Below are 24,675 nucleotides of genomic sequence, written 5' to 3'. Positions count from 1 at the left end.
TTGCGTATTCTGAAGGGGCATTGGCAGCTACTCCTGCTTACCGCAGCTGTGTTTGCGTTTTGGCAAACCACCGCCCTTGTCCCACTCAAAATCCTGATCGTGTTCTTTCATGAGGCATCGCATGCCATCGCGACGGTTCTAACCGGAGGCGACGTCGTCAGCTTGTCGATATCTCCGGACCAAGGCGGATTGGTCCTCAGCCGGGGCGGCAGCCGTTTCTGGACCTTAACGGCGGGGTATCTGGGGTCACTGCTGATTGGTGTCGCCTTGCTAATTGCCGCCACCCGCACAAAGCTGGATCGTCAAGTCATGGCGCTGTGCGGTGTCGTCATATTGATCATCGCGGGGTTTTATGTGCGCGAGGTCTTTGCGCTTGGTTTTACGATTGCCACCGGTTTTGTGATGATCGCGGCGTCCGTGAAGCTGAGCCATAATGCCAATGACATGATCCTGCGCATCATTGGCTTAACCAGCATGATCTACGTTCCTTACGACATTTTCAGCGACACCATCGCGCGGTCCAACCTGCGGTCAGACGCACGGATGCTGGCTGAGGAATTCGGCGGCACGACAGTGATGTGGGGCGGGTTGTGGCTGATTATCAGCCTTGTGATTATCGGCTGGTCACTGCGATATGTCCTTGGGCGCAACAGCAACCTGACACTGCGCTAGCTACCACATGGTTTTGGCGGCGCGATCAGCCCAGGCCGCATCGTATTCCGCACCATCAAAGGCCTCTTCCTGCTCGGCCAGCAACGCGCCAACGGTCGGCAGATCGTCGCTTTCATCGTCAGAGGTCCACACCCGCGCCCGCATCAGCGCCCGCGCGCATTGGCTGTAAACCTCGGCGATGGTGATGACGACCACGCTGCGGGGATGACGCCCTTTTTGTTCAAACCGGTCAATCAGATCAGGCGCGACCGAAACTGCGGCGGTGCCATTCACCCGGATCACGTTGTTCGATCCGGGGATCATGAACATCAGGCTGATCCGCCCGTCAGTGACAATGTTGCTTAGCGTATCAATCCGATTGTTCCCACGCCAATCGGGTAGCAACAGCGTCGTCTGATCCAATTCCTGCACGACAGGACCATCATCGCCGCGCGGGCTGCCGTCGGTTCCTTCGGGCCCGACGGTCGAGACGATGCAAAGGCGCGAGGCCATGATCCATTTGCGGTAAAGCGGGGTCAGATGCGGGGCAACCTTGATCAAGGATGCCTTGCCCGGAGTGCCATAAAGCGCTTCGAGTACGGCCACATCCCTGATCACATGATCAGCCATAAAACCCCGCCTCTTTGTTGAGCCTGTCCGAGGCGGTTTCAATATCATGTTCCAGCCGGGTCATGAATTCATCCACATCCAACCCCGGCTCGATCCGTGGCAGAAATTCAAACACTGCTGTGCCCGGTTTACGCATGACACCGCGCTTAGGCCAGAACACCCCGACGTTTGTTGCGACAGGTACCACCGGCTGACCCAATTCGCGATAAAGCGCACCGGTGCCGATCTTGTAAGGCGCCTTCACGCCCGGCGCGATGCGCGTCCCCTGAGGGTAGATGATCAACTGGCCCGGACGGGCGCGGCCAGCACGCACATCGGCCACCATCTGCTTGATCGCCTGCCCGCGCTTACCGCGATCGACCGGGATACATCCAATGCGCAGACCAAACTGCCCGATGATAGGCGCATACTTCAGGATCGCCTTGAAAATGAATTTGCCACGCGGCATCGCGCCATAGATCATCAGAACATCAAGAAAGGACTGATGCTTGGGTGCGACCATCACCTCGTCCGTGGGCGGCTCACCGCGGATTTCGGACTTGAGGCCGATGATCCAACCTGCGCTCCAACGGATGTAGCGGCAATAGGCATGGCATCCGGCGACCGCGCCATCGGCGGACCAAATCGCAGCAGGCGTATAGAGAATACCGACCACCAGCATTGCCACATACATCTGCGCGTTGAAGATCAGCGAGCGAACCCATTGAATTGATGTGCTCATGTTTGTTCCTTCAGCCTGCGAAACGCCGCGGCACGGGTCGCAAAGAACGCAACAATCGCAGCCAGAAGCGGTATCAGCAAGGGCCAAAGCCATTCTGCCCCGGCAAAGCCCACACCCATCAGAAGACTGCCACCGGGGTCACCTTGCGGCATCAAAAGAACGACGATGACACCAAGGATGACACCCGCAATCGCACCGCCACCCGCGCGCAAGGTGTAGCGACGCACAAAAGCGCGCGCGATATAAGCGTCTTTGGCCCCTACCAGACGTAGCACCCGAATGACCTGCACGTTGGCGGCCAATGACGCTTGGGCAGCAAGCGTGATCATTGCCGCAATAGTCGCCCCGATCAGCAGGATCACGGACCAGCCAATCAATCGAACCCGACTTGCCGCCTCCAATAGCGGCGCGCGCCAAGCGGTGTGATCATCCAAAATCGCACCGGGGACCTGCGCGGTCAGCCGCGCGCGCAAACCGTCGGCATCATAGCCATCGCCATCCGCTACAATCTCAATCAACTGCGGAACCGGGAGCGCCTCTAACGGTAAGTCAGGGCCAAACCACGGCTCTAACAGGGCCTGCTGTTCATCTTGTGACAAGGCGCGCACGCTGCTGATGCCGGGCGTCGTTTCCAACACCTCAAGCGCGGATAGCAACAGTGCGTCTGCCGTTGCTGGGTCAGCAGGCAGGCGAAGGGTCGCGGATTGCGCCAGTTCTTCGGCCCAGAGTCCGGCCACACGGCCTGTGGTCAATGACACCGCGAGCGTAATCACCGCCAAAAACGCCATGACGACGGACACAAACACCGTTAACCGCGCTGTCAGGCCCGTCGGCGGCACAGAGCGGTCCGCCTGTGGATCACCAACGATCAGCTCCAGCAGCGCCTTCACAACTCTGCCCCGGCTTGTTGCAATTGCCCGCCTTGCAGGCGCAGCACACGGGCGCTGACATCTGATTTCATCGACCGGATCATCGCCAGATCATGGGTCGCGATCAGGATCGTCTTACCCATCTTGTTGAGTTCGATCAGCAGGCCAAGCAAACGTTGTGACATTTCCCAATCCACATTGCCCGTCGGTTCATCCGCAATGATCACATCCGGGGACACAATGACGGCTCGGGCCAGGGCCGCGCGCTGGCGCTCACCCCCCGACAACTCTGGCGGAAGCTGGCGTGCTTGCGCATCCAATCCCACCCAGCTGAGCAGCTCTTCAAGGTTACCAGCGACCTCTCCGGCACGGTCCGATACGGTCAACGGAAGGGCAATATTTTCCGCAATACTAAGATGATCAAGGAACTGGCAATCCTGATGGACAACACCAATCCGTCGACGAGACATCGCCACCGCGTCACGGTTCAGGGTGGCGGCGTCTTGCCCAAACAGGCGCACTTTGCCACCCATCGCGCGCAAATCGGCATAACACAGCCTGAGCAGCGTTGTTTTGCCGGCACCCGAAGGGCCGGTCAGGAAATGAAACGATCCCGGTGCAAGTGTCAGCGACAAATGGGAAAAAAGCGGATTACCTCTATACCCATAAGACACTCTATCAAGTTCAATCACTGCATTTCCCCTGCCCTACACCGCTCTTCTGCCCAAATCTGCAACAGGTTTCAATGTCTGCGCGGGACTGTGTGCGCAAAACCTTTGCGTTTGGCGTTTCCGTTGTTAAATTGCAGGCGGCGACAATAATAAACCACCAAACACGCCGGGCAGAAGGAATAACACCATGCGGCTGATTTGCCCCAATTGCGAGGCCCAGTACGAAGTCTCGGACGATGCGATCCCACCAGGGGGGCGCGATGTGCAGTGTTCGAACTGTCAGCAGTCGTGGTTCCAGACCGAAAAGCCGACCGTTCCGGGGCGTGAAACCTCAAAACTGGTCACGCCGAAACTGCCTGACGCGGTGAAAGAGACAAAGCCAAAATCCGATCCACTGTCGGAAGATGAGTCTGCGGATACGCCGCCGGAACCAAAGCGCAAAGAACTCGATAGTACAGTCGCAAACATCCTGCGCGAAGAAGCCAAACGCGCAGGCGCGTTCCCTGGACCCAAGACACCAAAACCCCCTGCGACCGAAGCTGCCAAACGCGCCGAAACCGTGGATACGAAAGAAACGCTACAGCGCATCGCAAAGATGACACATGAGGAAGGCGGCATACCCGCAGGACAAGGTGCCGCTGCGGCGGCAGCAGCCAGCGCCGCCAACGTCCGCTCTGTGCCTGATATCAATGAAATCAACGCGGCCCTGCGCGCCCGCGCCGAGGCGAGCGATACATCCGGGCTGACCGAAAAGGAAAAGCGCGAAGCTGTTGAACGCGGCGGTTTCCGGCGCGGTTTCTTCTTTATTCTGATCCTGTTCGCGCTTTTGATCCTGCCTTACGTCTTTGCAGATCAGATCACCGAAAACCTGCCGCAGACGCGTGGGTTTATGGCCACTTACGTCACAACGATTGATCAACTGCGGGTGCAGCTCAATACGTTGATCAGTGGTCTGACGTCTGGCTAGACCGATTTGACCGACGACGATGCAGGGTTCAGTTTCTAGCCACCGATCAATGCGATTTGGGTGCCTGCTGGGTCTGTTACGACTAGGCATTGCACGTAAGACAGGCTGCGGTCCCAAGCAACCGGGTGGCCTGCTTGTGCCAGCCGGTCGGCAACGGCTTCCAAGTTGGACAGCGGGAAAGCCGGCAAGGCCGAGACATCGAATGCAAAGTTCGGTTGGGTGCCAAAATAGATTTGCCGCGAGCCGCTGACGGCCCAGAACCCATCCTGATTCTGCGGATAATTCGGGGCACGCATTTCCATCAAGCCAAGTTCGCGCAGGTAGAAGTCGCGCAAGGCGTCCTCTTCTTCGGGCTCCATCGGTATAAAGACCTGCTGAAATCGGGCGTTCTGCTGTGCCGCGTCGCGCCCGGCGCTGAACGCCATATCTGGACCGCGCAGCTTTATTCTGGGTCGCGGGTCGTCTTCGTTTTCATCCTGCTCACGCTGTTTCAGACTCCGGTAGAGCCAATAGACCACCAACAAAAAGACGATCAGCGCCGCGGGGATTTCAAAAGACTGAGACGGAATTTGCATCGGGCGGGATCTAGCTTTGACCAATAAACTCAAGACGGTTGCCCGCGGGATCGGCCGTAAAAAAGCGCGCGACGTCGGGCAGTGAGGTGTCCCATATCACATCTTGTCCGGCCTTGGCGATACGGTTGGCGAGGCCGCGCAGGTCCTTCACCACAAAGGCCGGATGCGCCTTGGTGGCCGGGTGAAAGTCGGGATCGACCCCGAAGTGGCAAGCAAGTGAATCCGCCTGCGCCCAAAATCCACCACGCCCCTGAAGTGGTGCTGGTTTTGCGACTTCAACCATATCCAGAACGCCGCAGTAAAACGCGCGCATCTTGTCCTCTGCCCCCGCTGGCAATGCCAGTTGGATATGATCCAAAGCGGTGATCATTCGTCTTTTCCGTTCTTGTTTCGACCACTGCCATAGCGTGTCAGCAGCCAGACAACGGCGATGAAAACGATGACAATCACAATCGGATTGCCCCCGGTCAGGTCTTGCAGCATGACCTCCCCCTTACTGTATACGATAGTATACTATTTGGACATAAAGAGGCAATTTTCAAGATGTGCCGTCACGTTTTGCTGTTTCCTTGGCGTGGCTGGGATACCACTATGGCAGGATAGACAGGAGGGGCTGACATGACAGATATCGTGATTTTGGGTGGCGCAAGGACCGCCATCGGGGCTTTTGGCGGGTCGCTGGCGGGGACGTCTCCGATTGAGTTGGGCACGATTGTAAGCAAGGCTGCATTGGAACGATCAGGCGTCGAGGGCACGCAGATCGGGCATGTCGCCTTTGGCCATGTGATCAACACCGAACCCAAGGACATGTATGTCAGCCGTGTCGCTGCGATGAATGCAGGCGTGCCCGATACGACCCCCGCCATGAACGTGAACCGGCTTTGCGGATCGGGCGTGCAGGCGATTATCTCGGTCGCGCAATCGCTGATGCTGGGGGATGCTGAATTTGGCCTTGCCGGCGGGTCCGAGAACATGAGCCGCTCGCCCTACATCATTTCGGACCAGCGCTGGGGCGCCAAGATGGGTGATGTACGCACGCAAGATATGATGCTGGGCGCGCTGAACTGTCCGTTTGGCACCGGACATATGGGTGTGACGGCAGAAAACGTTGCAGGCGAACATGATATCAGCCGTGCGGACCAAGATGCCTTTGCGCTGCAAAGTCAGGAACGTGCTGCGGCTGCGATTGCTGCGGGCTATTTCGACAGCCAGATCACACCGGTTCCGGTGAAAAAACGCCGCGAGATGGTCGATTTTGTCACGGATGAGCATCCCAAGTCGACAACGGCAGAGGCGCTTGCCGGTCTGCGTCCTGCTTTCCAGAAGGACGGGTCAGTGACGGCAGGTAATGCCTCTGGCCTTAACGATGGTGCAGCGGCCATTGTGCTGGCGACGGCGGATGCGGCAGCCAATGCAGGCCTCACCCCGAAATTCCGCATTCTGGGCTATGCGCATGCGGGTGTCCGGCCTGAGGTCATGGGGATTGGTCCGGTTCCCGCAGTCGCAAACCTGCTGGTGAAGACCAAACTGACCGTTGACGATTTTGATGTGATTGAATCAAACGAGGCCTTTGCCGCACAGGCACTGGCCGTGTCCAATGAGCTTGGGTTTGATCCGGCCCGTGTGAACCCGAACGGCGGCGCGATTGCATTAGGCCACCCGGTCGGTGCGACCGGCGCGATCATTACGGTCAAAGCGATGTATGAACTTGAGCGGATGGGCGGCAAGCGCGCCTTGATCACGATGTGTATCGGGGGCGGCCAAGGGATCGCTTTGGCGATTGAGCGCATTTAACGCAGGCCTTGGTACTTGCACCGGTTGGGCTGGCATGTTTGTAACAAGCCAACCTTGATGATCGAGTAAGGCCACCTGCCCGTGACTGCCCGCCCGCCCCTGCGCCATGTTGTGTTCTTTAGTGCCAAGGACAAGGCGGATATCCCCCGCATTGTGGCGGGGCTGGAACTGCTTGCGGGCATTCCACACAGCAGCGTTTTTGAGGTTCGCGAGAATACGCAGAGTGACGCGCTTTCATCCGAAGTTGATGTGATCGTCTATGCAGAGTTTGACAGCGTTGAAGCGTTGGCCGCCTACAAAGCCGATCCCCTCTATGAAGCGTCCATCGCCGCAGTGCGCCCGTTGCGCGACATGCGGATTGCGGCGGATTTTTAGGCGGTTTCCCTTTCCATGACCGGGCGACAGACAACCCTTGGGTGCGCGTGTTGCGGCGAGGACACGTCAATCAACAATTATCTGCAGAACAAGGGATTTGAGCAATAAACCGCTCGCTTTTTGAGCTGTGGCAACGAATACTCAATCGCGTGGGGCACCTTCATCGTACCAGCCAGAGAGTACTGAAAATGCCACGAATGCTAAGAATACTCACGTTACTGTCTTTCGTTTTCGCCGGGCTTCCAGCCGTGGTCACAGCGCAGGAAAAACCCGTTTACGATCAGGTTGTCGAGATTCTGGCGTCTGAACGCGGCACGGTGCGTCGGTGGGCCTATCCCCCGAAACTGACCGTCATTCACGATGGTGATCCCTATCGCGACCAGATCAACGGCATGGTGGACATGGTAAACGCGCAGGTGCCCGGCTTTCCCGGTATTGGCGCGGTGGAATTCTTTGACCTGAGCCAGTTCAACAGACGCCTAGCCGGAAACACGCAATTCCGTATGCCTGCCGCTGACTATGATGGCGTCGCGGGGTCGATTGTCCGGGCAACCTTTGCAGGCGAGCAAGCGGATCAGGACCTGAACGTGACAGGCAGCATCTTTATCTTTCTGACCGGTCTGGAGGACGGCATTACCCTTGGCGCGCTGACCCAAAGCACCAAGCGTCTGAGCCGCCAATTCGCCGAAGGTGGCGATATGCGCTGCTATTTCAACGTGATGTCACTGAATGACGAACTGCGGGCCGGTTTTATCTTCCTGAATATGGATGATGCGCTGACCCCGGTGGCAGAGTGTCTTTATGAAGAGTTCATGCAGACGCTTGGGCTGCTGAACGACTCGCAAGGGTCTTCGGTGTTCACCTTCGATAATACCGGCACCGTGCGCGAAAACCGTGAGCCGGACTTTCAGCTGCTGCGCGCGCTTTATAGTCAGGATGTGACCCCCGGCGATGAAGCCCACAAGGTCGCCGACGTATTCTTGAATATGCAGCAACCACGGCTGGTCGGGGCTGTCGCACAGCCTTAGGCTGCTGCGGGGTAATCCCGCACAAACACCCATTTGTCGCCTTCGGACATGTCGGGATCGTAGGCATAACAGCCAGAGGTGAACGCCTTGATCCCGTCCGCATCGGTCACGCGGTTTTCAACGACAAACCGCGCCATCGCACCGCGTGCACGTTTGGCAAAGAAGCTGACAATGCGTGGTTTGTCGTCTTTGACTTCCATAAAGACCGGCGTGATCACGCGCAGCTTCAGCGCCTTATGGTCGGCCGCACCAAAGTATTCCTGACTCGCACAGTTGATCAGCGTATCGGTCCCGACAGCCTCGGCCTGCGCATTCAGTGCCTTGGCGATTGTGTCGCCCCAATAGTCATAAAGCGACTTGCCGCGCCGGGTTTTCAACCGGCTGCCCATTTCCAAACGGTATGGCTGGATCGCATCAAGCGGGCGCAACAAACCATAAAGACCCGACAAGATGCGCAGATGATCCTGCGCCCATGCCATGTCATCCTGCGCCAGCGTTTTCGCCTCCAACCCCTGATAGGTGTCCCCGTTGAACGCGAGCGCCGCAGGTTTCGTCACCTCAGCATCAGGTTGCGCCGCAAATGCCTTGAACCGGTCACGGTTCAGGCGGGCCAGATCGTCCGAGATACCCATCAACCCTTTGAGTTCTTTCAACGTCAGGTTCTTGGCCGTCTTGGACAGGCGCACCGCATCTTCCTGAAAAACAGGCGCGGTGGCGGGCACATCAACTGGGTCCATATCAAGGGATTTGGCAGGCGAAACAACAACAAGCATTTGGGTATCCTTTCGGTCTTGCGACAGGATGTAACATGGTCGGCCGCGTTGACCACCCCTCTGGCGTGCCGCTATGACTTTCGTGAAATAGGGAGCCACGCCATGAAGCTATGTCGGATCAGAACGGTGGACGGAATCAAACCTGCCGCAATGGATGCAAACGGGGATATACGCGATCTGTCGGCGCATATTGATGATGTCTCAACCGGGCAGATCACGCCTGAAGCATTGAACAGAATGGCGGCCATCGACTTGGGCGCGCTTCCCAAGATCACCGGCACCCCCGCCCCGTTCCTAAGCGATGTGCGCCGTGTTTTTTGCATCGGCCTGAATTACTACGACCACGCCGCTGAGATGGGCATGGCGATCCCGGAGCACCCGATCCTGTTTATGAAAGCCTGCGATGTGACCGGACCTGTCGATCCGATCGTCATCCCGAAAGGCGCGACCAAGACCGATTGGGAGGTTGAGCTGGGCGTCGCCATCGGCAGCCGGGCGCTACATGTGGCGGAGGCTGATGCGCTGGATCATGTCGCGGGGTACTTCGTGGCCAATGATGTGTCTGAACGGCATTTCCAGACCGAACTGGGCGGCCAATGGGTGAAGGGCAAGTCCGCCGATAGCTTTGCGCCGATCGGCCCTTACCTTGTGACAAAGGATGAGGTCGCGGACCCGCAGAACCTTTCGATGTCACTGGATGTCAGTGGGCAACGGATGCAGACAGGCTCAACCGCGACGATGATCTTTTCGGTGCGCCAGATCGTTGCACACGTCAGCCAGTTTATCACCCTGCACCCCGGTGACCTGATCCTGACCGGCACACCACCGGGCGTCGGCGGCGGGCAGAAGCCACCGCGCTTTTTGCGCGCGGGCGATGTTGTTACGGCTGAAATTGAAGGGCTGGGAAAGATGCGGCAACAGGTGGTTGCCTTTGAGGGCTAGTTCAATTGTACCTGCAACGGGTACTGGCCATCCTCAAACGGGCCAAACAGGTCGTCCAGATCAGGGTGATCCACTGGTTCACCCGAATAGTCGGCAACAAGGTTTTGTTCAGAGACATATGCGACATAAAAGCTCTGATCATTTTCGGCCAACAGGTGATAAAACGGCTGATCCTTCTTCGGTCGGCTGTCCTCGGGAATCGCGTTGTACCATTCGTCCGTATTCGAAAACATGGCGTCCACGTCAAAGACGACACCGCGAAACGGGTGCTTGCGATGCCTAACAATCTGGCCCAGATGATATTTCGCGCGCGTTTTGAACATGATCTTCCTATTTCAGGGCAATATACGTCCGCTGCAGGCGCAAAGTCCACGCCTGCAACCAAGATTTAAAGGAAACAGTCTGTGAACCTCGCCCTGACAGTGCTGAATATCACCGCGCCCGTATTCCTTTTGGCGGCTGTCGGATTTGTCTGGGTCAAGCTGGGGTTTGAGTACCGGGTCCAGTTTGTGACGCGCATGGCGATGACCTTGGCAGTGCCTTGTTTGATCTTTGTCGCGCTAATGAATATCGAGGTCGAACCGCAGGCTTTGGCCGCCCTGTCGCTAGCGTCATTTGTGGCATACGGCCTTGTAATGGTTGGTTGTTTCATTGTTGTGAAACTCGCACGGCTGGACGTGCAAACCTATCTGGCGCCGCTAATTTTCGGCAATACGGGCAACCTTGGGTTGCCTCTGGCACTCTTTGCTTTCGGAGAGATTGGACTGGGCTATGCGGTGGTTGTTTTCGCGATCATGGCGATCTTGTCCTTTACTATCGGGATTTGGATGGTGGCCGGCGCCGGATCACTGAAACGTGTGATCCAGGAACCGCTGGTCGGGGCAACTTTGCTGGGTGCATTGTTCTTGTGGCAAGGGTGGAAAACGCCTGAATTTCTGACGAATGCCATTGAATTGATCGGCCAAATGGCGATTCCCATGATGCTGATCACGCTTGGCGTGGCGGTCGCGCGGCTGGAAACCAAGGCGATGGGCCAAGCGGTGATCCTGTCGGTGATCAAGGTCGTTATCTGTGGCGGTGCTGGGTGGCTGGCGGCGACGTGGTTCGGGCTGGATCCGGTTGCCGCCGGTGTCCTGATCGTGCAGGTCGCAACGCCGGTCGCAGTCACATCCTACCTTCTGGCCGAGAAATATGGCGCTGATGCGCAACCTGTGGCTGGGCTTGTTGTCGCCTCAACCTTGCTTTCGGTGCTCGTTTTACCGCTGATCCTTGCATTTGTGATCTAACAAACCCGCGTTGGGGATTCCCAGACAGCGCGCAACACGCTATGCTTGAAAAAAACAAAGAAAAGCGAGAGGCAGATGAGCAGTTTCTTTCGCGCCATGGCATGTGTGTTGCTTCTGGGAAGTTGCGGCGGCGGATCGAGTGAATTCTCGGCCCCGCGTAACCTTGATGATGCATGCAGTATCGTGTCCGAGCGCCCCGAATACCTTCGTGCATTCCGTGCGGTCGAGCGCAGATATGGCGTGCCGGTCCCGTCGCTGATGGCAATCATCTATCAGGAAAGCAAATTCATCGGTAATAACCGCACGCCGCACCGCTATGCGCTGGGTGTGATCCCTGTGGGCCGTCAGTCGTCTGCCTTTGGCTATAGTCAGGCGCTGGATGGCACTTGGGAGGAGTATCGCCAAGGCCCCGGTGGCAGCCGCGCGCGACGTGATGATATCAATGACGCCACGGACTTTATGGGCTGGTATATGACCCAGACCGTCGCAGAGACCGGCGTGCCCATCAACGACACCCGCAATCAGTATCTGGCCTATCATGATGGTCGGACCGGGTTCAAACGCGGCACTTGGCGGTCCAAAAGCTGGCTGGTGCGCATCGCAGGCGAAGTCGAAGGGCGCGCGGTGATGTATGATCAGCAGCTGCGGTCCTGCCGCAAACGATGACATGAAAAGGGCGGCCCGCGAGGACCGCCCTTTATTGTAGACTGTTGCTTGCTCAGTTGCTGCGATTACGCGTTTCAGCGCGAATGTTGAACAGAATGTCCCTCAATGACCCACCAGCGACCAGATCGTTCAGGATCACTGTCGTCTCAACCCCAAGATCATCCGTCACAACCCACTGACGCAGTTCAACCGGGTTGGCGGTAAAGACCATCTGGATACTGCCATAGTTCGGGTTATCAGGGTCTTGCGCCGTCACGCTTGTTGTGGTGCCATCCGACGATACGTCAGTGACCATGCGCGCACGCTCAAGATCGACATTGGGTGCCAGAATAATGCTCAACGGCGTCTGATTAAGGGGGTAACGCTCTGGCCCCGTGTTCGATCGTGCATCAAAGATCGCAAGCTGGCCACCACTTGCCAGCACCATCGATTCAGATGGTGCATTATACTCAAACCGGATACGCCCGGGACGTTTGATGTAAATCTGCCCGGTATAAAGCGTCCCGTCTTCGTTAATCTGCGTGAACCCCCCCTGCGCAGTCTGAAGCTGGTTCAGATAGGCCGAGATTTGCGACAAGCTGAGTTGCTGCGCCGATGCAGCACCGGCATAAAGCGTCAGTGCGACAGCAGCGATAATGGATAGGATACGTTTGCTCATGTGTCTTACCTATGTGGCTGGGCGTCGAAATGCACCCTTTGGATGACAGGTACAACAGCATGTGATCCGCTGTTAAGCGATATCACGCCACCTGATTACCAATAGCGGGGCCTGCAAAGACAATAGTCACCGCGATGGGTTTGTGCCGGGGTGACTGACATTCGCAGCAACATCATCGGGATGTGTCGCGCGGCTGGATTAGCGGACCCAAACCTCGATCCGGGTGTACTCGGAGCCTGCGACTTGCCCATCAATACAAGTCACTTTGGACACGTCGCCAAATCCGTATGATGCCAGGGTCACGTCGCTGGCTGCGATTTCACGCGACGCCATCAGCGCAAAGGCAGCCTGCATGGCAGCGGCAGATGCCGCGGATGCCGCGACGGCAGCGGCACTCCCTGCCGTGCTTTCACCGATACCGACAAACGCAATCTCGCGCCCTGCAAGCGCGGGATCACCCAGAGCCTGCGCCAGATCAAGCAGCACTGCCCGGTTCCATGCCCCTTCCGGGCCACTGACCTGACCACCAACAAGTGTCGCTGACAGACGCTCTGCGTCAAACAGCGCCTGAAACATTTCTGCTGCGGCATCACGCTGATCGCTATCAAAAGAAGCGTCCAGCAATCCACTAAGACGCGCATTCTTTGTGCCCCCGTCTTGCCGGATAGTTGTGTTATTGATGAAACCTTCACGATCCAACAAGACTTGCGCCACGTCAGAGGACGCGAAGTCAAACAGCTCAGTCACCAACTGCGTGGCGGGTGCCTGTGCATAGCTTGCCATGATCGGGCGGATCAAAGGGTAGTCACCTGAAACGATGTTAAACGGCGTCGGCGCAACGGCCACGCCACAAGAGCCTGCAACGGGCACAACAAGATCTGGGTTGGCACTGCCAGTGCTGACGATGCTGACGCTGCCTGGGAACTGGTTGATCGAGGCGACAATACCGGCCTCTTGCGCCATGGTCAGCACATTGCCCGCAATCTCTTTGCCAGCAGGCTGCATCACAAGGTTTGCGACATCAGAGCCAATCAGCGACGTGGCTGGCATCTGAAGCGGCAGGATATTCACATCAGCCCCACCGATCTGCGACCAGTTCGTCACCTCACCCGCAAAGATACGGGCCAGATCATTGACCGAAATCTGTGAAATTTCCGCATTGGGGGCAACCACAACGGAAAACGCGTCCAGACCTATCATCTGTTGGCTGAACGGTCCATTTCCGGCCCAATCAGAGGGGCTCGCGAATGCCGCGGGGGCCGTGCCATTCAGCGAAACGCTTTGCACAGTGATATCGCCTTCCGCATCCGACGCCGCAAAACTGATACGCGCCGTCTGCGCGCCATCGCCGCTTGCCAACGCAATTTCACCGCTCGCGCCCAGCGTGACATCCGTGGCCGTCTGGCTTGCGACCGCAAAAGCGCCTGACACGGTACGATACAACGTGGCAAAAGCCGGAACCGCAAACGCAATCGTCATTTCATCCGATGCAGCCTGTGTGGCGGTCTGCGTGCCATCATTAATGCCCTGAAACACATCAGCCGTTAGACCAAAGGTATTCGAAGCCACGATTTCACGGCAGCCCGCACCAAAACAGACAACTTCCGAGGCCGGAACGCTGACCTCACCAACGGATGTCAGCACGCGCACCATGACGCCGTTAAAGCCAACGATCTGACCTTCGACGCTGATGAACTCATCGGAAGAGCGCAGTTCAACTTCCTGCGCGATGAGCGCAACAGGCGCTACGGAACATAACAGTATGGTCGCAATTCTAGTAAGCATGGTCTTGTTAGCTCCAGCCATCTGTCGGTGTATTCAACTTATTGAGTAGAACACCTAAAGCAGGCAAAAATTAGTTGATTCAGCCGATTTTTCCCAAATTGTACAGCTTATCGCGACAATGTATCACCCCTTATCTGCTTCGCAATGCTGCAGGGGCGCAAAAACCTTGTTTCTACGATCTCCACACTGTTGCCACATTCATGCTGCGACGACTCCTGCGATCTCGCGTTTTCATATCGCAATATCGCGTTTGGCAAAGTTTGAGAGGCTGTTGTCACCCCAGGCACAAGCCAATGCGCGGATCGTCGGGCCCGAGATGTTGTCGGCGCTTGCCTCCCGGGTCAGGACCCAACAGGAACGACGCCTGAGCGTTCGCGTACTTCGGCAATCTTGCCTTGCACCTTGTCGCCGGGATGATGGCCGCCGTTGAAGCACCAAGTCCAACTCGGGTTTCGATATCATCCCTTACGATGGCGGTGCCGGGACGCCAGATCACTGCCTATTGGCATCCGAAGAGCGTATTGGAACGTATCATCTATAACAAACGGAGAACATCATGCGTCTGATCCTTGCCACCGCCTTTGTCTTGCTTGCCGCTTGCACTGGAAAACCATCGTTTGATGATCCCGCACTCAGCGACCGCAAACTGAACCTTGAAGAGTTCTTTGACGGCGAGTTGGTGGCCTATGGCCAATTCCAAGACATTCTTGGCACGGTGCGCCGCAGCTTTGTTGTGACCATCGACGGTGACTGGGATGGTGAGCGGCTACGGTTGGTCGAGGATTTCGTTTATGAGGACGGATCGACCGAGCAGCGTATCTGGACGCTGACCAAAACCGGCGATGATAGCTGGGTCGGCACCGCCCCCGGCGTGATTGGGCAGGCTGTGGGCATCGAACAGGGTGACCGCTTCAACTGGAAATACGAGATCGACCTGCCCGTGCCCTCCGCGACTGGCGAGACCGAGACGCTGCGCGTGACATTTGATGACTGGATGTGGTTGTTGGCCGAGGATCGGTTGCTCAATCTGGCTTATGTAAAGCGCTATGGGTTGGATATCGGGGTCGTGACCATTTCGTTTGAGAAGCTGTAGGTGGCGGGCAGTGCCCGCCATTCGCGTTTCGCACTTTGCTGACTCAGCATTTCTTCGCGGTTGCGGCACCCCGGTTGTTGCATTGCGGCGCGAGTCGCCAATCTGGGCATTCGCGGGTGATGATTTTGCGTGCACCGAGATTGGACTTTCACCGCAAGCCGACCGGACCAACGAGACGCGGACGAAGTGAAAGTTTCGATGCTGAAGATGAACGACTGCTTTCGCGATCAACTTAGGATTTCAGAATATATCCACTTTCTGATGGATTGGGCTGCCTGTCTTGCTGATAGATTTGTGGTCTCAAGCGTGAGCAGACGCTCAGTATCGTACCCCATGAGAGGGCGGTCTCGTTCATGCCAGCTTCGAGCATACTCGGGGTCTTGAGGCTTACGCTTGTCGCTTCTTCCAATAGAAGAAATGCGGCGAGAGTTCTCATCCAGGCTGCAGCTAAGGTGGATGGAACACAAAGGACCACGTTCTTTGGCCAGACGCTCATATCGAGCCCACGTTTCTTCGGCCCAAGGTGATCCTGCAGCGAGCGTTTCTGTAAAAACAATAGTTTCGTCTACAGGTAGTTCTGAGATTAATTCGTCCGCGAGAGCCCAGATGGACCTAATCGTTTTGAAGAACGCCTCTGATTTGAACTCAGTCAATGCAAACGACAGATTGTAGACCGTATGGACGTCCAAAAGACGGGCTTCCAAAAGTGAAGACAGCTCTCGACCGACAGTGAGCTTTCCAACGCCGGGTGCACCGTTGAGTAGTACAAGCATCTCCCTCATCCCATTATACTAAGACCAACCTTGGCGGATACCACAGATTTAGGCGAGACAATTCGCACAATTTTGAAACTGACCTTCGCTGCTCTGCAGAGAATTGGTAGTATGGGCTCTGCTGACATCTTCGCCGCCCGATGCGCAAACCACAACTCCTGATTTGCCAACGACCGGTCTTGATCCGCGTTCTGCTTTGGCCTTGCCGAATGAGCATTCGGCGGCTCTGAGCCCAGACCTATCAAGTCCACCGAAACTTTCTCATACCCTTTATCTCGCTGTCTTCTAACCACCCAGCAGACAAGAGTAATTTGGCCGGCGGGAGGTTATCCTTGGCGACGAATGCAATCCATCCGCTGCCTTTGGGGTGCCCAGACCATCGGATTGTTGCATCCAAAACCTTGCGACCAATGCCGCGTCCTCGTTGAGCAGGGTTGACAGAAAAGCTAGTGATTGTGTGATAGCCAGACGTGGCGTCGGACCATGTTATTCCTGTCAATCCAATTGGTTGCTCACTCTCCGTCGCAACGAGTTCAATACCATCAACTTGATTCAGAACGTGCTCTAGCCACGCGTCGTCTAGCGGTCCAAGCTCTTTGTTAAGCCATGGATCGCTGAACCAATCCAAGACCCAGCCCCAGTCCGCCCTCTGAAGGGGCCGCAGCAATAGACCGGGGGCATCTTTACAAGTAGGCATCTAAGAATGAATAACTCAAAACCCTTGCAACGGGAAGGATCGCTAAGTCCGCGACCCGTAAGTTGCTCTCCGGATCCGCTCTGCGCTGTGTTCTAATGGCTGGTTTCGTCGCCGCTGTGCTGCTGCATGGCCCAAGCGGTCGCGGCGATTTTTGTGCTGCGAGCGTGCGCAGCATAATTTGAAGACTTCCGCAGTGGGCTGAAAAACAGTCATTCGCCGCGACTGCGCAGTTGCCTTGAGAAGCGAATTGTTCCTAGTCCGGTACGTTATCAATCCCTGATCCACCCCATGGATGGCAGCGCAGGATACGCCTTATTGTCAGGTAGCTGCCCTTGATCGCCCCGTGCCTTTCCAATGCTTCAAGCGAATAGGCCGAGCATGTGGGCTGGTACCGGCAACTCATCCCAACCCATGGCGACAAGACCAAGCGGTAGGCCCGGACGGGCAATGAAACGATGTAGGCAAAGGGGCTCATCCGTGGACCTTTTTCATTGCGCGGCGCAGATCGGCCACCAATGTTTCAAAAGGTAGGGTCGCGGTCGTGTCTTTGCGACCCACCAGCACGTAATCCCAGCCGTCCCGGCCCATTTCGGGCAGGACAATGCGGGCCACTTCGCGCAGGCGCCGTTTGGCCCGGTTGCGGGCGACCGCATTGCCGACTTTCTTGGAGCAGGTAAAACCGACGCGGATGCCCTTGGCCTCGCCCTCAGCGCGTTTGCGGCCTTGCAGGTGGATGCCGGGGGTGCCTTGGCGGCGGGCGTGAGACGCGCGCACAAAGTCGGCGCGCTTGGTCAATACGCAAACAGAAACCGCCGGAGTGCCATCATCAGGCCCAACCGGCGGTTTCAAATCGGTCAAAACGGCTGTTGCGCTTACGCGCTCAGCTTCGCGCGGCCTTTGGCACGGCGATTGTTCAGGATCTTGCGACCGGCCTTCGTGGCCATGCGTGCGCGAAATCCGTGACGGTTCTTGCGAACCCGGTTTGATGGTTGGAACGTGCGCTTCATCGCGTGCTCTCCGGTTTGTGGCCAAATCCACGACGGGGATTCGAAGCCGAACTACAATTCAGACCCGTCCTTTAGAGGGGGTAGCTATGCATGTCAACGCGCTGGCCGGGGTGAAACTGCAACAATTCCCATATTTCGATCACGTCAAATGTTACAGACTTCACGGGCGACCCCCGCAAAACTGAAACATCAAGGGTGCTTTGCATCAATGCGCCGTGAAGTGGGTATCGCGAACGCAGGGATAGGTCCATCTAACCTGCAACCACGACAGACACCCATAGGACCCGAAAGATGACCGATATGACCGAAGCCCCCGCCAACCCGATACTCAAAAAGCTGCCCCTGATCATTATCGGCGTCGTTGCCGTGCTGGGTGCGTTTTTTCTGCGTGATTACCTGACGTTCGAGGCATTGGCCGAAAACCGCGAGGCCCTACTTAGCTTCCGTGACGCCAACTATCTGCTGACCGTCCTGGTCTTTATCGCAGCCTATGTAGTGATTGTTGCCTTCTCCCTTCCTGGGGCAACAATCGCCACGCTGACTGGTGGTTTCCTGTTCGCGACGTTCCCCGGCGCGCTGTTCAACATGACTGGTGCGACCATCGGAGCCACCGCGATCTTCCTTGCCGCCCGCTGGGGGTTTGGTGAAAGCCTCGGCAAGAAGCTCGAAAGCTCTGAGGGTGCCGTAAAGAAGATCAAGGACGGGATTGATGAGAACCAATGGTCCATGCTCTTCCTGATCCGCTTGGTTCCTGCTGTCCCCTTCTTCCTGGCCAACCTGATCCCTTCTTTCCTGGAGGTGCCACTGCATCGCTTCGTGATCTCGACCTTCCTTGGCATCATTCCGGGCGCTGTTGTCTACACCTCTGTTGGCGCTGGCCTCGGCGAGGTTTTTGCCCGCGGCGAAACCCCGAACCTTGGCATCATCTTTGAGCCGCAGATCATCTTCCCCATCATCGGGCTGTGTGTACTCGCCGCTCTGCCCATCGCGATCAATGCCATTCGCGGCAAGAAAGGCCTGTAATCATGAACCGGATCAAAACAGATATTTGCATCATCGGCGGCGGCTCGGGCGGTTTGTCCATCGCAGCCGGTGCCGTCCAGATGGGGGCCAAAGTGGTCCTGCTGGAAGGCCACAAAATGGGCGGCGATTGCCTGAACTATGGCTGTGTCCCTTCCAAAGCGCTGATCGCGTCGGCCAAGCAAGCCTATGCCATGTCCCACGGCGCGAAGTACGGTGTGGGTGAAGTTGAGGCGCAGGTCGACTATGGTGCCGCCAAAGACCACGTCCACGACGTGATCGCGACCATTGCCCCAGTGGATAGCGTTGAGCGTTTCGAAGGTCTGGGCGTGCAGGTCATCGAAGAATTCGGCACATTCATCTCCAAAACCGAAGTGCAGGCAGGCGACAACATTATCGAAGCACGCCGTTTCGTGGTGGCAACCGGCTCCGGCCCCTTCGTCCCGCCGATCCCCGGTTTGGACACGGTCAAGCACTACACCAACGAAGACATCTTTGACCTGCGCGAAAAGCCCAAGCATCTGATCGTCATCGGCGGTGGACCCATTGGGATGGAGATGGCGCAAGCGCACAGACGGCTTGGCTGCAACGTCACTGTCATCGAAGGCGCGAAGGCCTTTGGGAAAGACGATCCTGAAATGGCCGCGTTCGTCTTGGACAAGATGAAAGACGAAGGCATCAACATTATCGAAGAAGCCCAAGCCGAAAAGATCAGCGGCAAAGGCAAGACAATCACAGTGCATACGCCAAAAGGTGACTTCACGGGCTCTCACCTGCTGATGGCAGTAGGACGCAAAGTGAACACCGATAAACTGGATCTGGATGCAGGTGGCATCGCCCATGACCGTTCGGGCCTGAAAGTCGGCCCCGATCTGCGCTCTGTCACCAACAAAAAGGTCTATGCCGCAGGCGACGTTGCTGGCGGCCTGCAATTTACCCATGTCGCGGGCTACCACGCCGGTGTGCTGATCCGGTCAATGCTGTTCGGACTGCCGTCCAAACAACGCACAGACCACATTCCATGGGCCACCTATACAGACCCTGAGCTTGCACAAGTTGGCCTGACCGAGGCGCAAGCCAAGAAGAAACATGGTGCAGCGCTTGAGGTTGTCCGGTTTGATTTTCACCACAATGATCGCCTGATTGCCGAACGCAAAAACAAAGGCCTGATCAAAGTGATGGTCGTCAAAGGCCGCCCCGTCGGTGTATCCATCGCAGGCCATATGGCGGGCGAGTTGATCGGCATGTGGGCCATGGCCATCGCCAATAAGATGAAGATGTCGGCCATCGCAAACACGGTTCTGCCTTATCCGACCGTCAGTGAGGTTAACAAACGGGCCGCGGGCGCTTATTTTAGTCCGAGACTCTTTGAAAACCCCACGGTAAAGCGTGTTGTCGGCTTCGTGCAGCGGTGGCTGCCATAAGCCCCCAAGCGAGGAAACATGACCAACTCACTTTCAGGTCGCTTTCTGATCCTCACGGTGATCTTCGTGATGCTGGCCGAAGTCTTCATCTTCGTGCCATCTATCGCGCGGTTCCGTGAGGACTATCTGCTGGCGCGACTGGAACGGGCGCAGATTGCCTCGCTCGCGCTGGAGGCCGACGATATGATCAGCCCGGCACTTGAAGTTGAGCTGCTGAAAAACGCGGAAGTTTATAACGTGGTCCTGCGGCGGGACGAGATCAGGCAGCTGGCGCTGTCCTCTCCAATTCCTTCGCCCATCACAGCCACCTATGATCTGCGCGATCCCAGCAGTATGACATTGATCGCGGACGCATTGCGGACATTGGTCGATACCGAAGACCGGATCATTCGGGTGATCGGCAACCCCGTACGTGATGGCGGCCTGTTGATCGAAGTCACGATGGATGAAATGCCACTGCGCAATGCCCTGCTGGCTTATGGGCGCAACATTCTGTTCCTGTCGGCATTCATTTCGATCATCACCGCCAGCCTATTGTTTCTCTCGGTCCAGATCCTGCTTGTGCGGCCGATCAAGGGTGTCGTGGATCACATGCAGGCCTACGCGAAGTCACCCGAGGATGCGCGCCAGATCATTACACCGTCAGCGGGTGTCAGAGAACTACGCGATGCCGAAGACGCACTGCAGATGATGCAGCAGCAGTTGACCGGTGCGCTCAAGCAAAAGGAACGGCTTGCGCAATTGGGTGGTGCAGTTGCCAAGGTAAGCCACGATCTGCGTAACATTCTGACCTCGGCACAGCTTTTCACCGACCGGATCGAATCCTCTGATGATCCTTTGGTCAAACGCATGGCCCCCAAACTGGTCGGCTCAATCACCCGCGCCGTGAACCTGTGCGAAACAACGCTTGCCTTTGGTCGGGTTGATGAACCTGCCCCGGCCCTGTCGCGCGTGAACCTGTCCCAAATCGTCAGTGACGTGATCGACAGCGAAAGGCTTGCTGCGGCCGACTATCCGCTGTCGTTCGCGGAAGACATCCCGGCCTCCATGACCCTGCGGGCCGACGGCGAACAGCTTTTTCGCGTGATCTTCAACCTCGTGCGCAATGCGCGGCAAGCGATCATGGCCACCAATGAACCCGGCGAGATTGGCCTGCATGCCTATGAGGATGACCAGGCCTGGCAACTGACAATCACCGACACCGGACCGGGCCTGCCCAAGAAAGCTCAGGAACATCTGTTCCAGGCTTTTCAGGGCGGCGTGCGGAAGGGCGGCAGCGGCCTAGGCCTTGTGATCGCCGCGGACCTGATCCGGGGCCATGGCGGACGGTTGGAGCTGCAACGCACAGATGACACAGGCACGACATTCGTGATCCAGCTACCCAAAGAAGACCTCGCACTAGCGCCCGCGGCGGAATGAGAAAGAATCTGATTTGGGACTTGCATCATCGGTGTTCGGGGTCTAAATGCCACGGCACGCGGATTGGTAGCTCAGTTGGATAGAGTACTTGACTACGAATCAAGGGGTCGGGGGTTCGAATCCTCCCCAGTCCGCCACTAACCATTCTTGAACGTTTTGAACGGGTCGTCTTGGGCGACCTTTTTCTTTTGTTAACATGATTTTTCTTGCCGCGTTCAGTTATGTTGAGTTTCTTTCGATACCGTCTATATTGATACCTTGAGTGGTATTGAATGTGGTATTTTGCATGGCCCTATCTGGCAAACTGACAAAGAAGCTGGTCGAGAACCTTGGGCCGGGACGTCACGGCGATGGCGGCGGGCTCTATCTCGTCGTCGATCCTTCGGGTGCGCGGCGTTGGATTGTGCGCGTTGTGGTAAAAGGGGCCAAGAACAAGAAGGGCGCGGCGTTGCGCACCGACTTTGGATTGGGCGGGGCAGATATAGTCACGATCAACCAAGCGCGCGAACGAGCCTTGGAATATCGGCGCATGGCCAAACAGGGCCTGAACCCGCGTTTCAATGCCCAGCGCGAAATCCCAACATTTGAAGAATTTGCACAACAGGTCCACATTGAGCGGATGCCAACATGGAAGAATGCTAAGCATGGCCAGCAATGGATCAACACCCTGCGCGATTATGCTTTCCCAAAGATTGGGCGCATGCCGTTGGACAGTATCGACCAGCCCGAAGTGATGATGTGCCTGTCGCCGATCTGGACGGAAAAGCACGAAACTGCCAAACGACTGGCTCAGCGGATAAAGACAGTTCTCGATGTGGCGCGGTCCAAAGGCTTTCGGTCTGGCGAAAATCCCGTAACGGCAATTAAGGATGCGGGGGCTTTGCCCAAAGTGAAGGCCAAGCCCAAACACCACAAGGCAATGCGCTGGCAGGACGTGCCTGCGTTCTACGCTGACCTAAAGGGGCGCAATGCAATGTCTGCCAAGGCCCTACGCTTCACTTGCCTGACCGGATCGCGGACTGGCGAAGTTCTGGGGATGCGGTGGGAGGAGATAGACGTCGACGCACGGCTCTGGACTTGCCCGGAAGAACGGATGAAGACAGGCGAATTGCACCGCGTCCCTTTGACTGATGAAATGTTGGCGATCATCGAGCCACTCAAAGCAATACAGTCGGAATACGTGTTCGAGGGACAGAAACGGCACAAACCTTTGTCCAATATGTCGATGTTGATGCTCTTGCGCCGGATGAACGTTGAGGGTGTCACGGTTCATGGCTTTAGGTCTACATTTAGAGATTGGGCGTCTGAGGTGGCAGGCGCGCCACGTGAGGTGGCAGAGATGAGTTTGTCGCATAAGGTCGGGTCAGACGTTGAGCGCGCCTATGCCCGGTCCGATTTGTTGGAGCGGCGGCGCGGCCTGATGGAGCGATGGTCCTCATTTGCTTCCGGCCAAAGCGGTGATGTTGTGCCTCTTCACTCATTTCAGGCACAAAATGAAAGACCGTAAGGTTAGCCCAATGAGGCCTTTTGTAAGAAATCGCCAATTGAACGCAACTCAAGCAAAGTATTGACCGGACAAAAGGTGTCATTCATCCTACCTTTTGATGGAAGAGCCTGACCTTTTTGAGCAACTTAGAGCTATAACCAACCGGTTCTACCAAAAAGAAGCGGCGACAATTCTGGGTGCTGCTGGCCCCCCATTTGATGTTTCCAAGCCAAATTTGCATGACAACAAGAAAGAGTTTTCCGCAGAATTTAAAGATGTGAAAGATGCGATAAAGGCGACCAGAGGTTTGTTGGGCTTGCTGGCGAAAGGTTTCAGCTCTGACGCTACCGACGACACACACGCGAAGGCTTTGGTAACGTATGTCGACGAACAGGTCAGGGTACGATATCGGACTAACCGACCTGCAAACATCACTGATCTAATTCAGAAAAATGCAGCAGAAGACGGACACTCGTTTGTGCTGGCGATGCTCTTGTTTGACTATAACCAAGCAATGCTTGAGCGCCAGAAAGAGCTGCGGGATCAAGAGCTTGAGTTCTGGAGCAATAACTCACGTCCACCTAATCACTACGCACGAACGATTGCGTTGCGATTTGCGAGAGAGATCGCACGGGAAACCGGAGAAAAACCAACCGTAGGTACGTCCAGAGATGGTGGTCATCCGTCAACAGACTATGCCAGAGCACTTGAGGAGATCTTTCAACTACTCAAGATACGCGCAAATGTCCGGCGAGCTGCAAAATGGGCCGTTGGCCAACTGACGCCGGAAGACCTCGAACCGCAGGCTCGCAACGCCCTTGGGAGTGTTTTTGGGGGTCTCCGACCGCCGTCACAACACAAAGATGTAGTAAACGCGTTGTTACAGTATTCAAAAGGTCTCGGAGATTAGGTCTTCTGGTCTGGCCCATTCGGGCTTTCCTTGGGTCTTGGCGGTTTCAACTCCATTTGCTTTTCCTGCTTCCAATGAAAATGAGTTGGAGGCCACAAAATGGCAAATCTCTTCGAGCAAAACCGAAACTACGTCCTTGGCGATAGCGAACTTGAGATCATTGGCGACCGCGACAAGCTCGCACAATGGCGTCACAAAAACATGGGTCCGCCGTTCTATCGCTTGGGTCGCAAGATCATCTATCGCGGCGCTGATCTGAATGCATGGGCGGAAGCCAATCGCGTTGATCCGCTCCAAGGCCGGGGCTGATCAGTGGCCAGAAAATATGCATGGTGAACCGCGCCGGGTTTGCCGGAGGCTCCAACTCATGAGTAGGATGGAGCATCATGACAAAGACAACGAACAAGTATTCACCAGAAGTCCGCGAACGCGCTGTACGGATGGTATTGGATGGC

29 protein-coding genes and 1 tRNA gene are annotated in these 24,675 nt (G+C 56.5%); 16 read left to right on the top strand and 14 right to left on the bottom strand.

Annotation, left to right across the window (positions count from 1 at the left end; translation table 11 throughout):
* Window positions 1-672 carry a M50 family metallopeptidase gene (locus MWU60_RS05620; protein ID WP_247226223.1) on the top strand — a complete coding sequence of 224 codons (672 nt, stop codon included), beginning with the start codon at window positions 1-3 and terminating at the stop codon, window positions 670-672.
* On the opposite strand, the gene MWU60_RS05615 is transcribed toward MWU60_RS05620, so the two are convergent.
* Genes MWU60_RS05615 through MWU60_RS05600 form a run of 4 tightly spaced genes read right to left on the bottom strand, consistent with a single transcriptional unit; the run spans window position 673 to window position 3,563 of the window.
* Entirely contained in the window at window positions 673-1,281 is a 609-nt protein-coding gene (locus MWU60_RS05615; RefSeq protein ID WP_247226222.1) for a pyridoxamine 5'-phosphate oxidase family protein, read from the bottom strand.
* A complete protein-coding gene (locus tag MWU60_RS05610) occupies window positions 1,274-2,002 on the bottom strand; it encodes a lysophospholipid acyltransferase family protein (protein WP_247226221.1) in 729 nt (242 codons plus the stop codon). Before MWU60_RS05610 ends, MWU60_RS05615 begins: the two co-directional genes overlap by 8 nt.
* Entirely contained in the window at window positions 1,999-2,892 is an 894-nt protein-coding gene (locus tag MWU60_RS05605; protein ID WP_247226220.1) for an FtsX-like permease family protein, read from the bottom strand. The genes MWU60_RS05610 and MWU60_RS05605 overlap by 4 nt, the downstream gene beginning before the upstream one ends.
* Complete coding sequence (locus MWU60_RS05600; protein WP_247226219.1) at window positions 2,889-3,563, bottom strand: ATP-binding cassette domain-containing protein; 675 nt, start codon at window positions 3,561-3,563, stop codon at window positions 2,889-2,891. The genes MWU60_RS05605 and MWU60_RS05600 overlap by 4 nt, the downstream gene beginning before the upstream one ends.
* Window positions 3,564-3,729: 166 nt before the next feature.
* Between MWU60_RS05600 and MWU60_RS05595 the strand changes: the two genes are divergently transcribed.
* Window positions 3,730-4,509, top strand: a complete 780-nt coding sequence (locus MWU60_RS05595) for a zinc-ribbon domain-containing protein (RefSeq protein ID WP_247226218.1) — start codon at window positions 3,730-3,732, stop codon at window positions 4,507-4,509.
* 35 nt (window positions 4,510-4,544) lie between these two features.
* Here MWU60_RS05595 and MWU60_RS05590 read toward each other — a convergent pair whose 3' ends face one another.
* Window positions 4,545-5,084, bottom strand: coding sequence for a hypothetical protein (locus tag MWU60_RS05590; protein ID WP_247226217.1), 540 nt, complete (start codon window positions 5,082-5,084; stop codon window positions 4,545-4,547).
* Between the two features lie 10 nt (window positions 5,085-5,094).
* On the bottom strand, window positions 5,095-5,454 hold the full coding sequence (locus MWU60_RS05585) for a VOC family protein (RefSeq protein WP_247226216.1): 360 nt from the start codon (window positions 5,452-5,454) through the stop codon (window positions 5,095-5,097).
* A 248-nt stretch (window positions 5,455-5,702) separates the two neighbouring features.
* Between MWU60_RS05585 and MWU60_RS05580 the strand changes: the two genes are divergently transcribed.
* The 3 genes from MWU60_RS05580 (at window position 5,703) to MWU60_RS05570 (ending at window position 8,281) form a co-directional block, all read left to right on the top strand.
* Window positions 5,703-6,878 carry an acetyl-CoA C-acyltransferase family protein gene (locus MWU60_RS05580; RefSeq protein WP_247226215.1) on the top strand — a complete coding sequence of 392 codons (1,176 nt, stop codon included), beginning with the start codon at window positions 5,703-5,705 and terminating at the stop codon, window positions 6,876-6,878.
* Between the two features lie 81 nt (window positions 6,879-6,959).
* The gene (locus tag MWU60_RS05575) at window positions 6,960-7,253 is read left to right on the top strand and encodes a Dabb family protein (protein ID WP_247226214.1); all 294 of its coding nucleotides are present in this window, start codon (window positions 6,960-6,962) and stop codon (window positions 7,251-7,253) included.
* Window positions 7,254-7,450: 197 nt separating this feature from the next.
* Window positions 7,451-8,281 carry a DUF2927 domain-containing protein gene (locus MWU60_RS05570; RefSeq protein WP_247226213.1) on the top strand — a complete coding sequence of 277 codons (831 nt, stop codon included), beginning with the start codon at window positions 7,451-7,453 and terminating at the stop codon, window positions 8,279-8,281.
* Here MWU60_RS05570 and yaaA read toward each other — a convergent pair.
* Window positions 8,278-9,054, bottom strand: a complete 777-nt coding sequence (gene yaaA / locus MWU60_RS05565) for a peroxide stress protein YaaA (RefSeq protein WP_247226212.1) — start codon at window positions 9,052-9,054, stop codon at window positions 8,278-8,280. The two genes, MWU60_RS05570 and yaaA, sit on opposite strands and share 4 nt — an antisense overlap.
* A 102-nt stretch (window positions 9,055-9,156) precedes the next feature.
* On the opposite strand from yaaA, the gene MWU60_RS05560 reads away from it, so the two are divergent.
* Entirely contained in the window at window positions 9,157-9,996 is an 840-nt protein-coding gene (locus MWU60_RS05560) for a fumarylacetoacetate hydrolase family protein (RefSeq protein ID WP_247226855.1), read from the top strand.
* On the opposite strand, the gene hspQ is transcribed toward MWU60_RS05560, so the two are convergent.
* Entirely contained in the window at window positions 9,993-10,319 is a 327-nt protein-coding gene (hspQ, locus tag MWU60_RS05555) for a heat shock protein HspQ (RefSeq protein WP_247226211.1), read from the bottom strand. The two genes, MWU60_RS05560 and hspQ, sit on opposite strands and share 4 nt — an antisense overlap.
* An 81-nt stretch (window positions 10,320-10,400) precedes the next feature.
* On the opposite strand from hspQ, the gene MWU60_RS05550 reads away from it, so the two are divergent.
* Together MWU60_RS05550 and MWU60_RS05545 are read left to right on the top strand one after the other, a co-directional pair.
* Entirely contained in the window at window positions 10,401-11,282 is an 882-nt protein-coding gene (locus MWU60_RS05550; protein ID WP_247226210.1) for an AEC family transporter, read from the top strand.
* Between the two features lie 75 nt (window positions 11,283-11,357).
* The gene (locus tag MWU60_RS05545) at window positions 11,358-11,948 is read left to right on the top strand and encodes a lytic transglycosylase (RefSeq protein ID WP_247226209.1); all 591 of its coding nucleotides are present in this window, start codon (window positions 11,358-11,360) and stop codon (window positions 11,946-11,948) included.
* Between the two features lie 52 nt (window positions 11,949-12,000).
* Here the strand turns inward: MWU60_RS05545 and MWU60_RS05540 are convergent, their stop codons facing one another.
* Both MWU60_RS05540 and MWU60_RS05535 read right to left on the bottom strand, forming a co-directional pair.
* Window positions 12,001-12,606, bottom strand: coding sequence for an outer membrane lipoprotein carrier protein LolA (locus tag MWU60_RS05540; RefSeq protein WP_247226208.1), 606 nt, complete (start codon window positions 12,604-12,606; stop codon window positions 12,001-12,003).
* A 198-nt stretch (window positions 12,607-12,804) separates the two neighbouring features.
* On the bottom strand, window positions 12,805-14,391 hold the full coding sequence (locus MWU60_RS05535) for a substrate-binding domain-containing protein (RefSeq protein WP_247226207.1): 1,587 nt from the start codon (window positions 14,389-14,391) through the stop codon (window positions 12,805-12,807).
* Between the two features lie 556 nt (window positions 14,392-14,947).
* On the opposite strand from MWU60_RS05535, the gene MWU60_RS05530 reads away from it, so the two are divergent.
* Window positions 14,948-15,484, top strand: coding sequence for a DUF3833 domain-containing protein (locus MWU60_RS05530; RefSeq protein ID WP_247226206.1), 537 nt, complete (start codon window positions 14,948-14,950; stop codon window positions 15,482-15,484).
* 227 nt (window positions 15,485-15,711) lie between these two features.
* Here MWU60_RS05530 and MWU60_RS05525 read toward each other — a convergent pair whose 3' ends face one another.
* The 4 genes from MWU60_RS05525 to rpmH all read right to left on the bottom strand — a co-directional run bounded on the left by MWU60_RS05525 (window position 15,712) and on the right by rpmH (window position 17,961).
* On the bottom strand, window positions 15,712-16,257 hold the full coding sequence (locus MWU60_RS05525; RefSeq protein WP_247226205.1) for an AAA family ATPase: 546 nt from the start codon (window positions 16,255-16,257) through the stop codon (window positions 15,712-15,714).
* A 950-nt stretch (window positions 16,258-17,207) separates the two neighbouring features.
* Entirely contained in the window at window positions 17,208-17,429 is a 222-nt protein-coding gene (gene yidD, locus MWU60_RS05520) for a membrane protein insertion efficiency factor YidD (protein ID WP_247226204.1), read from the bottom strand.
* Entirely contained in the window at window positions 17,426-17,812 is a 387-nt protein-coding gene (rnpA, locus tag MWU60_RS05515; RefSeq protein ID WP_247226203.1) for a ribonuclease P protein component, read from the bottom strand. The genes yidD and rnpA overlap by 4 nt, the downstream gene beginning before the upstream one ends.
* 14 nt (window positions 17,813-17,826) lie before the next feature.
* Window positions 17,827-17,961: a 50S ribosomal protein L34 gene (gene rpmH / locus MWU60_RS05510; protein ID WP_008231458.1), complete on the bottom strand. Its 135-nt coding sequence runs from the start codon at window positions 17,959-17,961 to the stop codon at window positions 17,827-17,829.
* A gap of 291 nt (window positions 17,962-18,252) precedes the next feature.
* Here rpmH and MWU60_RS05505 point away from each other — a divergent pair, with 291 nt between their 5' ends.
* The 7 genes from MWU60_RS05505 to MWU60_RS05475 all read left to right on the top strand — a co-directional run bounded on the left by MWU60_RS05505 (window position 18,253) and on the right by MWU60_RS05475 (window position 24,529).
* A complete protein-coding gene (locus tag MWU60_RS05505) occupies window positions 18,253-18,984 on the top strand; it encodes a TVP38/TMEM64 family protein (RefSeq protein WP_247226202.1) in 732 nt (243 codons plus the stop codon).
* A 2-nt stretch (window positions 18,985-18,986) separates the two neighbouring features.
* On the top strand, window positions 18,987-20,405 hold the full coding sequence (locus tag MWU60_RS05500) for an FAD-dependent oxidoreductase (protein WP_247226201.1): 1,419 nt from the start codon (window positions 18,987-18,989) through the stop codon (window positions 20,403-20,405).
* A gap of 18 nt (window positions 20,406-20,423) precedes the next feature.
* Window positions 20,424-21,824: a HAMP domain-containing sensor histidine kinase gene (locus tag MWU60_RS05495; RefSeq protein WP_247226200.1), complete on the top strand. Its 1,401-nt coding sequence runs from the start codon at window positions 20,424-20,426 to the stop codon at window positions 21,822-21,824.
* A 60-nt stretch (window positions 21,825-21,884) separates the two neighbouring features.
* Window positions 21,885-21,961 (top strand) — tRNA-Arg (locus tag MWU60_RS05490).
* Window positions 21,962-22,110: 149 nt separating this feature from the next.
* The gene (locus tag MWU60_RS05485) at window positions 22,111-23,331 is read left to right on the top strand and encodes a site-specific integrase (protein WP_247226199.1); all 1,221 of its coding nucleotides are present in this window, start codon (window positions 22,111-22,113) and stop codon (window positions 23,329-23,331) included.
* A gap of 97 nt (window positions 23,332-23,428) precedes the next feature.
* A complete protein-coding gene (locus MWU60_RS05480) occupies window positions 23,429-24,220 on the top strand; it encodes a hypothetical protein (protein WP_247226198.1) in 792 nt (263 codons plus the stop codon).
* A gap of 99 nt (window positions 24,221-24,319) precedes the next feature.
* Entirely contained in the window at window positions 24,320-24,529 is a 210-nt protein-coding gene (locus MWU60_RS05475) for a MerR family transcriptional regulator (RefSeq protein ID WP_247226197.1), read from the top strand.
* The last annotated feature ends 146 nt before the right edge of the window (window positions 24,530-24,675 follow it).

This window comes from Yoonia sp. F2084L, assembly GCF_023015625.1.
Taxonomy (GTDB): Bacteria; Pseudomonadota; Alphaproteobacteria; order Rhodobacterales; family Rhodobacteraceae; genus Yoonia.
Note: the sequence above shows the minus strand (reverse complement) of the source record. Positions and strands in the feature narration are given on the sequence as shown.

Coding starts and splice junctions, on each gene's coding strand:
- MWU60_RS05505 (WP_247226202.1), top strand. CDS start 18,253: ATGACCGATATGACCGAAGCCCCCGCCAACCCGATACTCAAAAAGCTG.
- MWU60_RS05560 (WP_247226855.1), top strand. CDS start 9,157: ATGAAGCTATGTCGGATCAGAACGGTGGACGGAATCAAACCTGCCGCA.
- MWU60_RS05580 (WP_247226215.1), top strand. CDS start 5,703: ATGACAGATATCGTGATTTTGGGTGGCGCAAGGACCGCCATCGGGGCT.
- MWU60_RS05545 (WP_247226209.1), top strand. CDS start 11,358: ATGAGCAGTTTCTTTCGCGCCATGGCATGTGTGTTGCTTCTGGGAAGT.
- MWU60_RS05525 (WP_247226205.1), bottom strand. CDS start 16,257: ATGCTTGTACTACTCAACGGTGCACCCGGCGTTGGAAAGCTCACTGTC.
- MWU60_RS05495 (WP_247226200.1), top strand. CDS start 20,424: ATGACCAACTCACTTTCAGGTCGCTTTCTGATCCTCACGGTGATCTTC.
- MWU60_RS05480 (WP_247226198.1), top strand. CDS start 23,429: ATGGAAGAGCCTGACCTTTTTGAGCAACTTAGAGCTATAACCAACCGG.
- yaaA (WP_247226212.1), bottom strand. CDS start 9,054: ATGCTTGTTGTTGTTTCGCCTGCCAAATCCCTTGATATGGACCCAGTT.
- MWU60_RS05595 (WP_247226218.1), top strand. CDS start 3,730: ATGCGGCTGATTTGCCCCAATTGCGAGGCCCAGTACGAAGTCTCGGAC.
- MWU60_RS05615 (WP_247226222.1), bottom strand. CDS start 1,281: ATGGCTGATCATGTGATCAGGGATGTGGCCGTACTCGAAGCGCTTTAT.
- MWU60_RS05500 (WP_247226201.1), top strand. CDS start 18,987: ATGAACCGGATCAAAACAGATATTTGCATCATCGGCGGCGGCTCGGGC.
- MWU60_RS05570 (WP_247226213.1), top strand. CDS start 7,451: ATGCTAAGAATACTCACGTTACTGTCTTTCGTTTTCGCCGGGCTTCCA.
- MWU60_RS05610 (WP_247226221.1), bottom strand. CDS start 2,002: ATGAGCACATCAATTCAATGGGTTCGCTCGCTGATCTTCAACGCGCAG.
- MWU60_RS05530 (WP_247226206.1), top strand. CDS start 14,948: ATGCGTCTGATCCTTGCCACCGCCTTTGTCTTGCTTGCCGCTTGCACT.
- MWU60_RS05585 (WP_247226216.1), bottom strand. CDS start 5,454: ATGATCACCGCTTTGGATCATATCCAACTGGCATTGCCAGCGGGGGCA.
- rpmH (WP_008231458.1), bottom strand. CDS start 17,961: ATGAAGCGCACGTTCCAACCATCAAACCGGGTTCGCAAGAACCGTCAC.
- yidD (WP_247226204.1), bottom strand. CDS start 17,429: ATGAGCCCCTTTGCCTACATCGTTTCATTGCCCGTCCGGGCCTACCGC.
- hspQ (WP_247226211.1), bottom strand. CDS start 10,319: ATGTTCAAAACGCGCGCGAAATATCATCTGGGCCAGATTGTTAGGCAT.
- MWU60_RS05535 (WP_247226207.1), bottom strand. CDS start 14,391: ATGCTTACTAGAATTGCGACCATACTGTTATGTTCCGTAGCGCCTGTT.
- MWU60_RS05475 (WP_247226197.1), top strand. CDS start 24,320: ATGGCAAATCTCTTCGAGCAAAACCGAAACTACGTCCTTGGCGATAGC.
- MWU60_RS05485 (WP_247226199.1), top strand. CDS start 22,111: ATGGCCCTATCTGGCAAACTGACAAAGAAGCTGGTCGAGAACCTTGGG.
- MWU60_RS05540 (WP_247226208.1), bottom strand. CDS start 12,606: ATGAGCAAACGTATCCTATCCATTATCGCTGCTGTCGCACTGACGCTT.
- MWU60_RS05590 (WP_247226217.1), bottom strand. CDS start 5,084: ATGCAAATTCCGTCTCAGTCTTTTGAAATCCCCGCGGCGCTGATCGTC.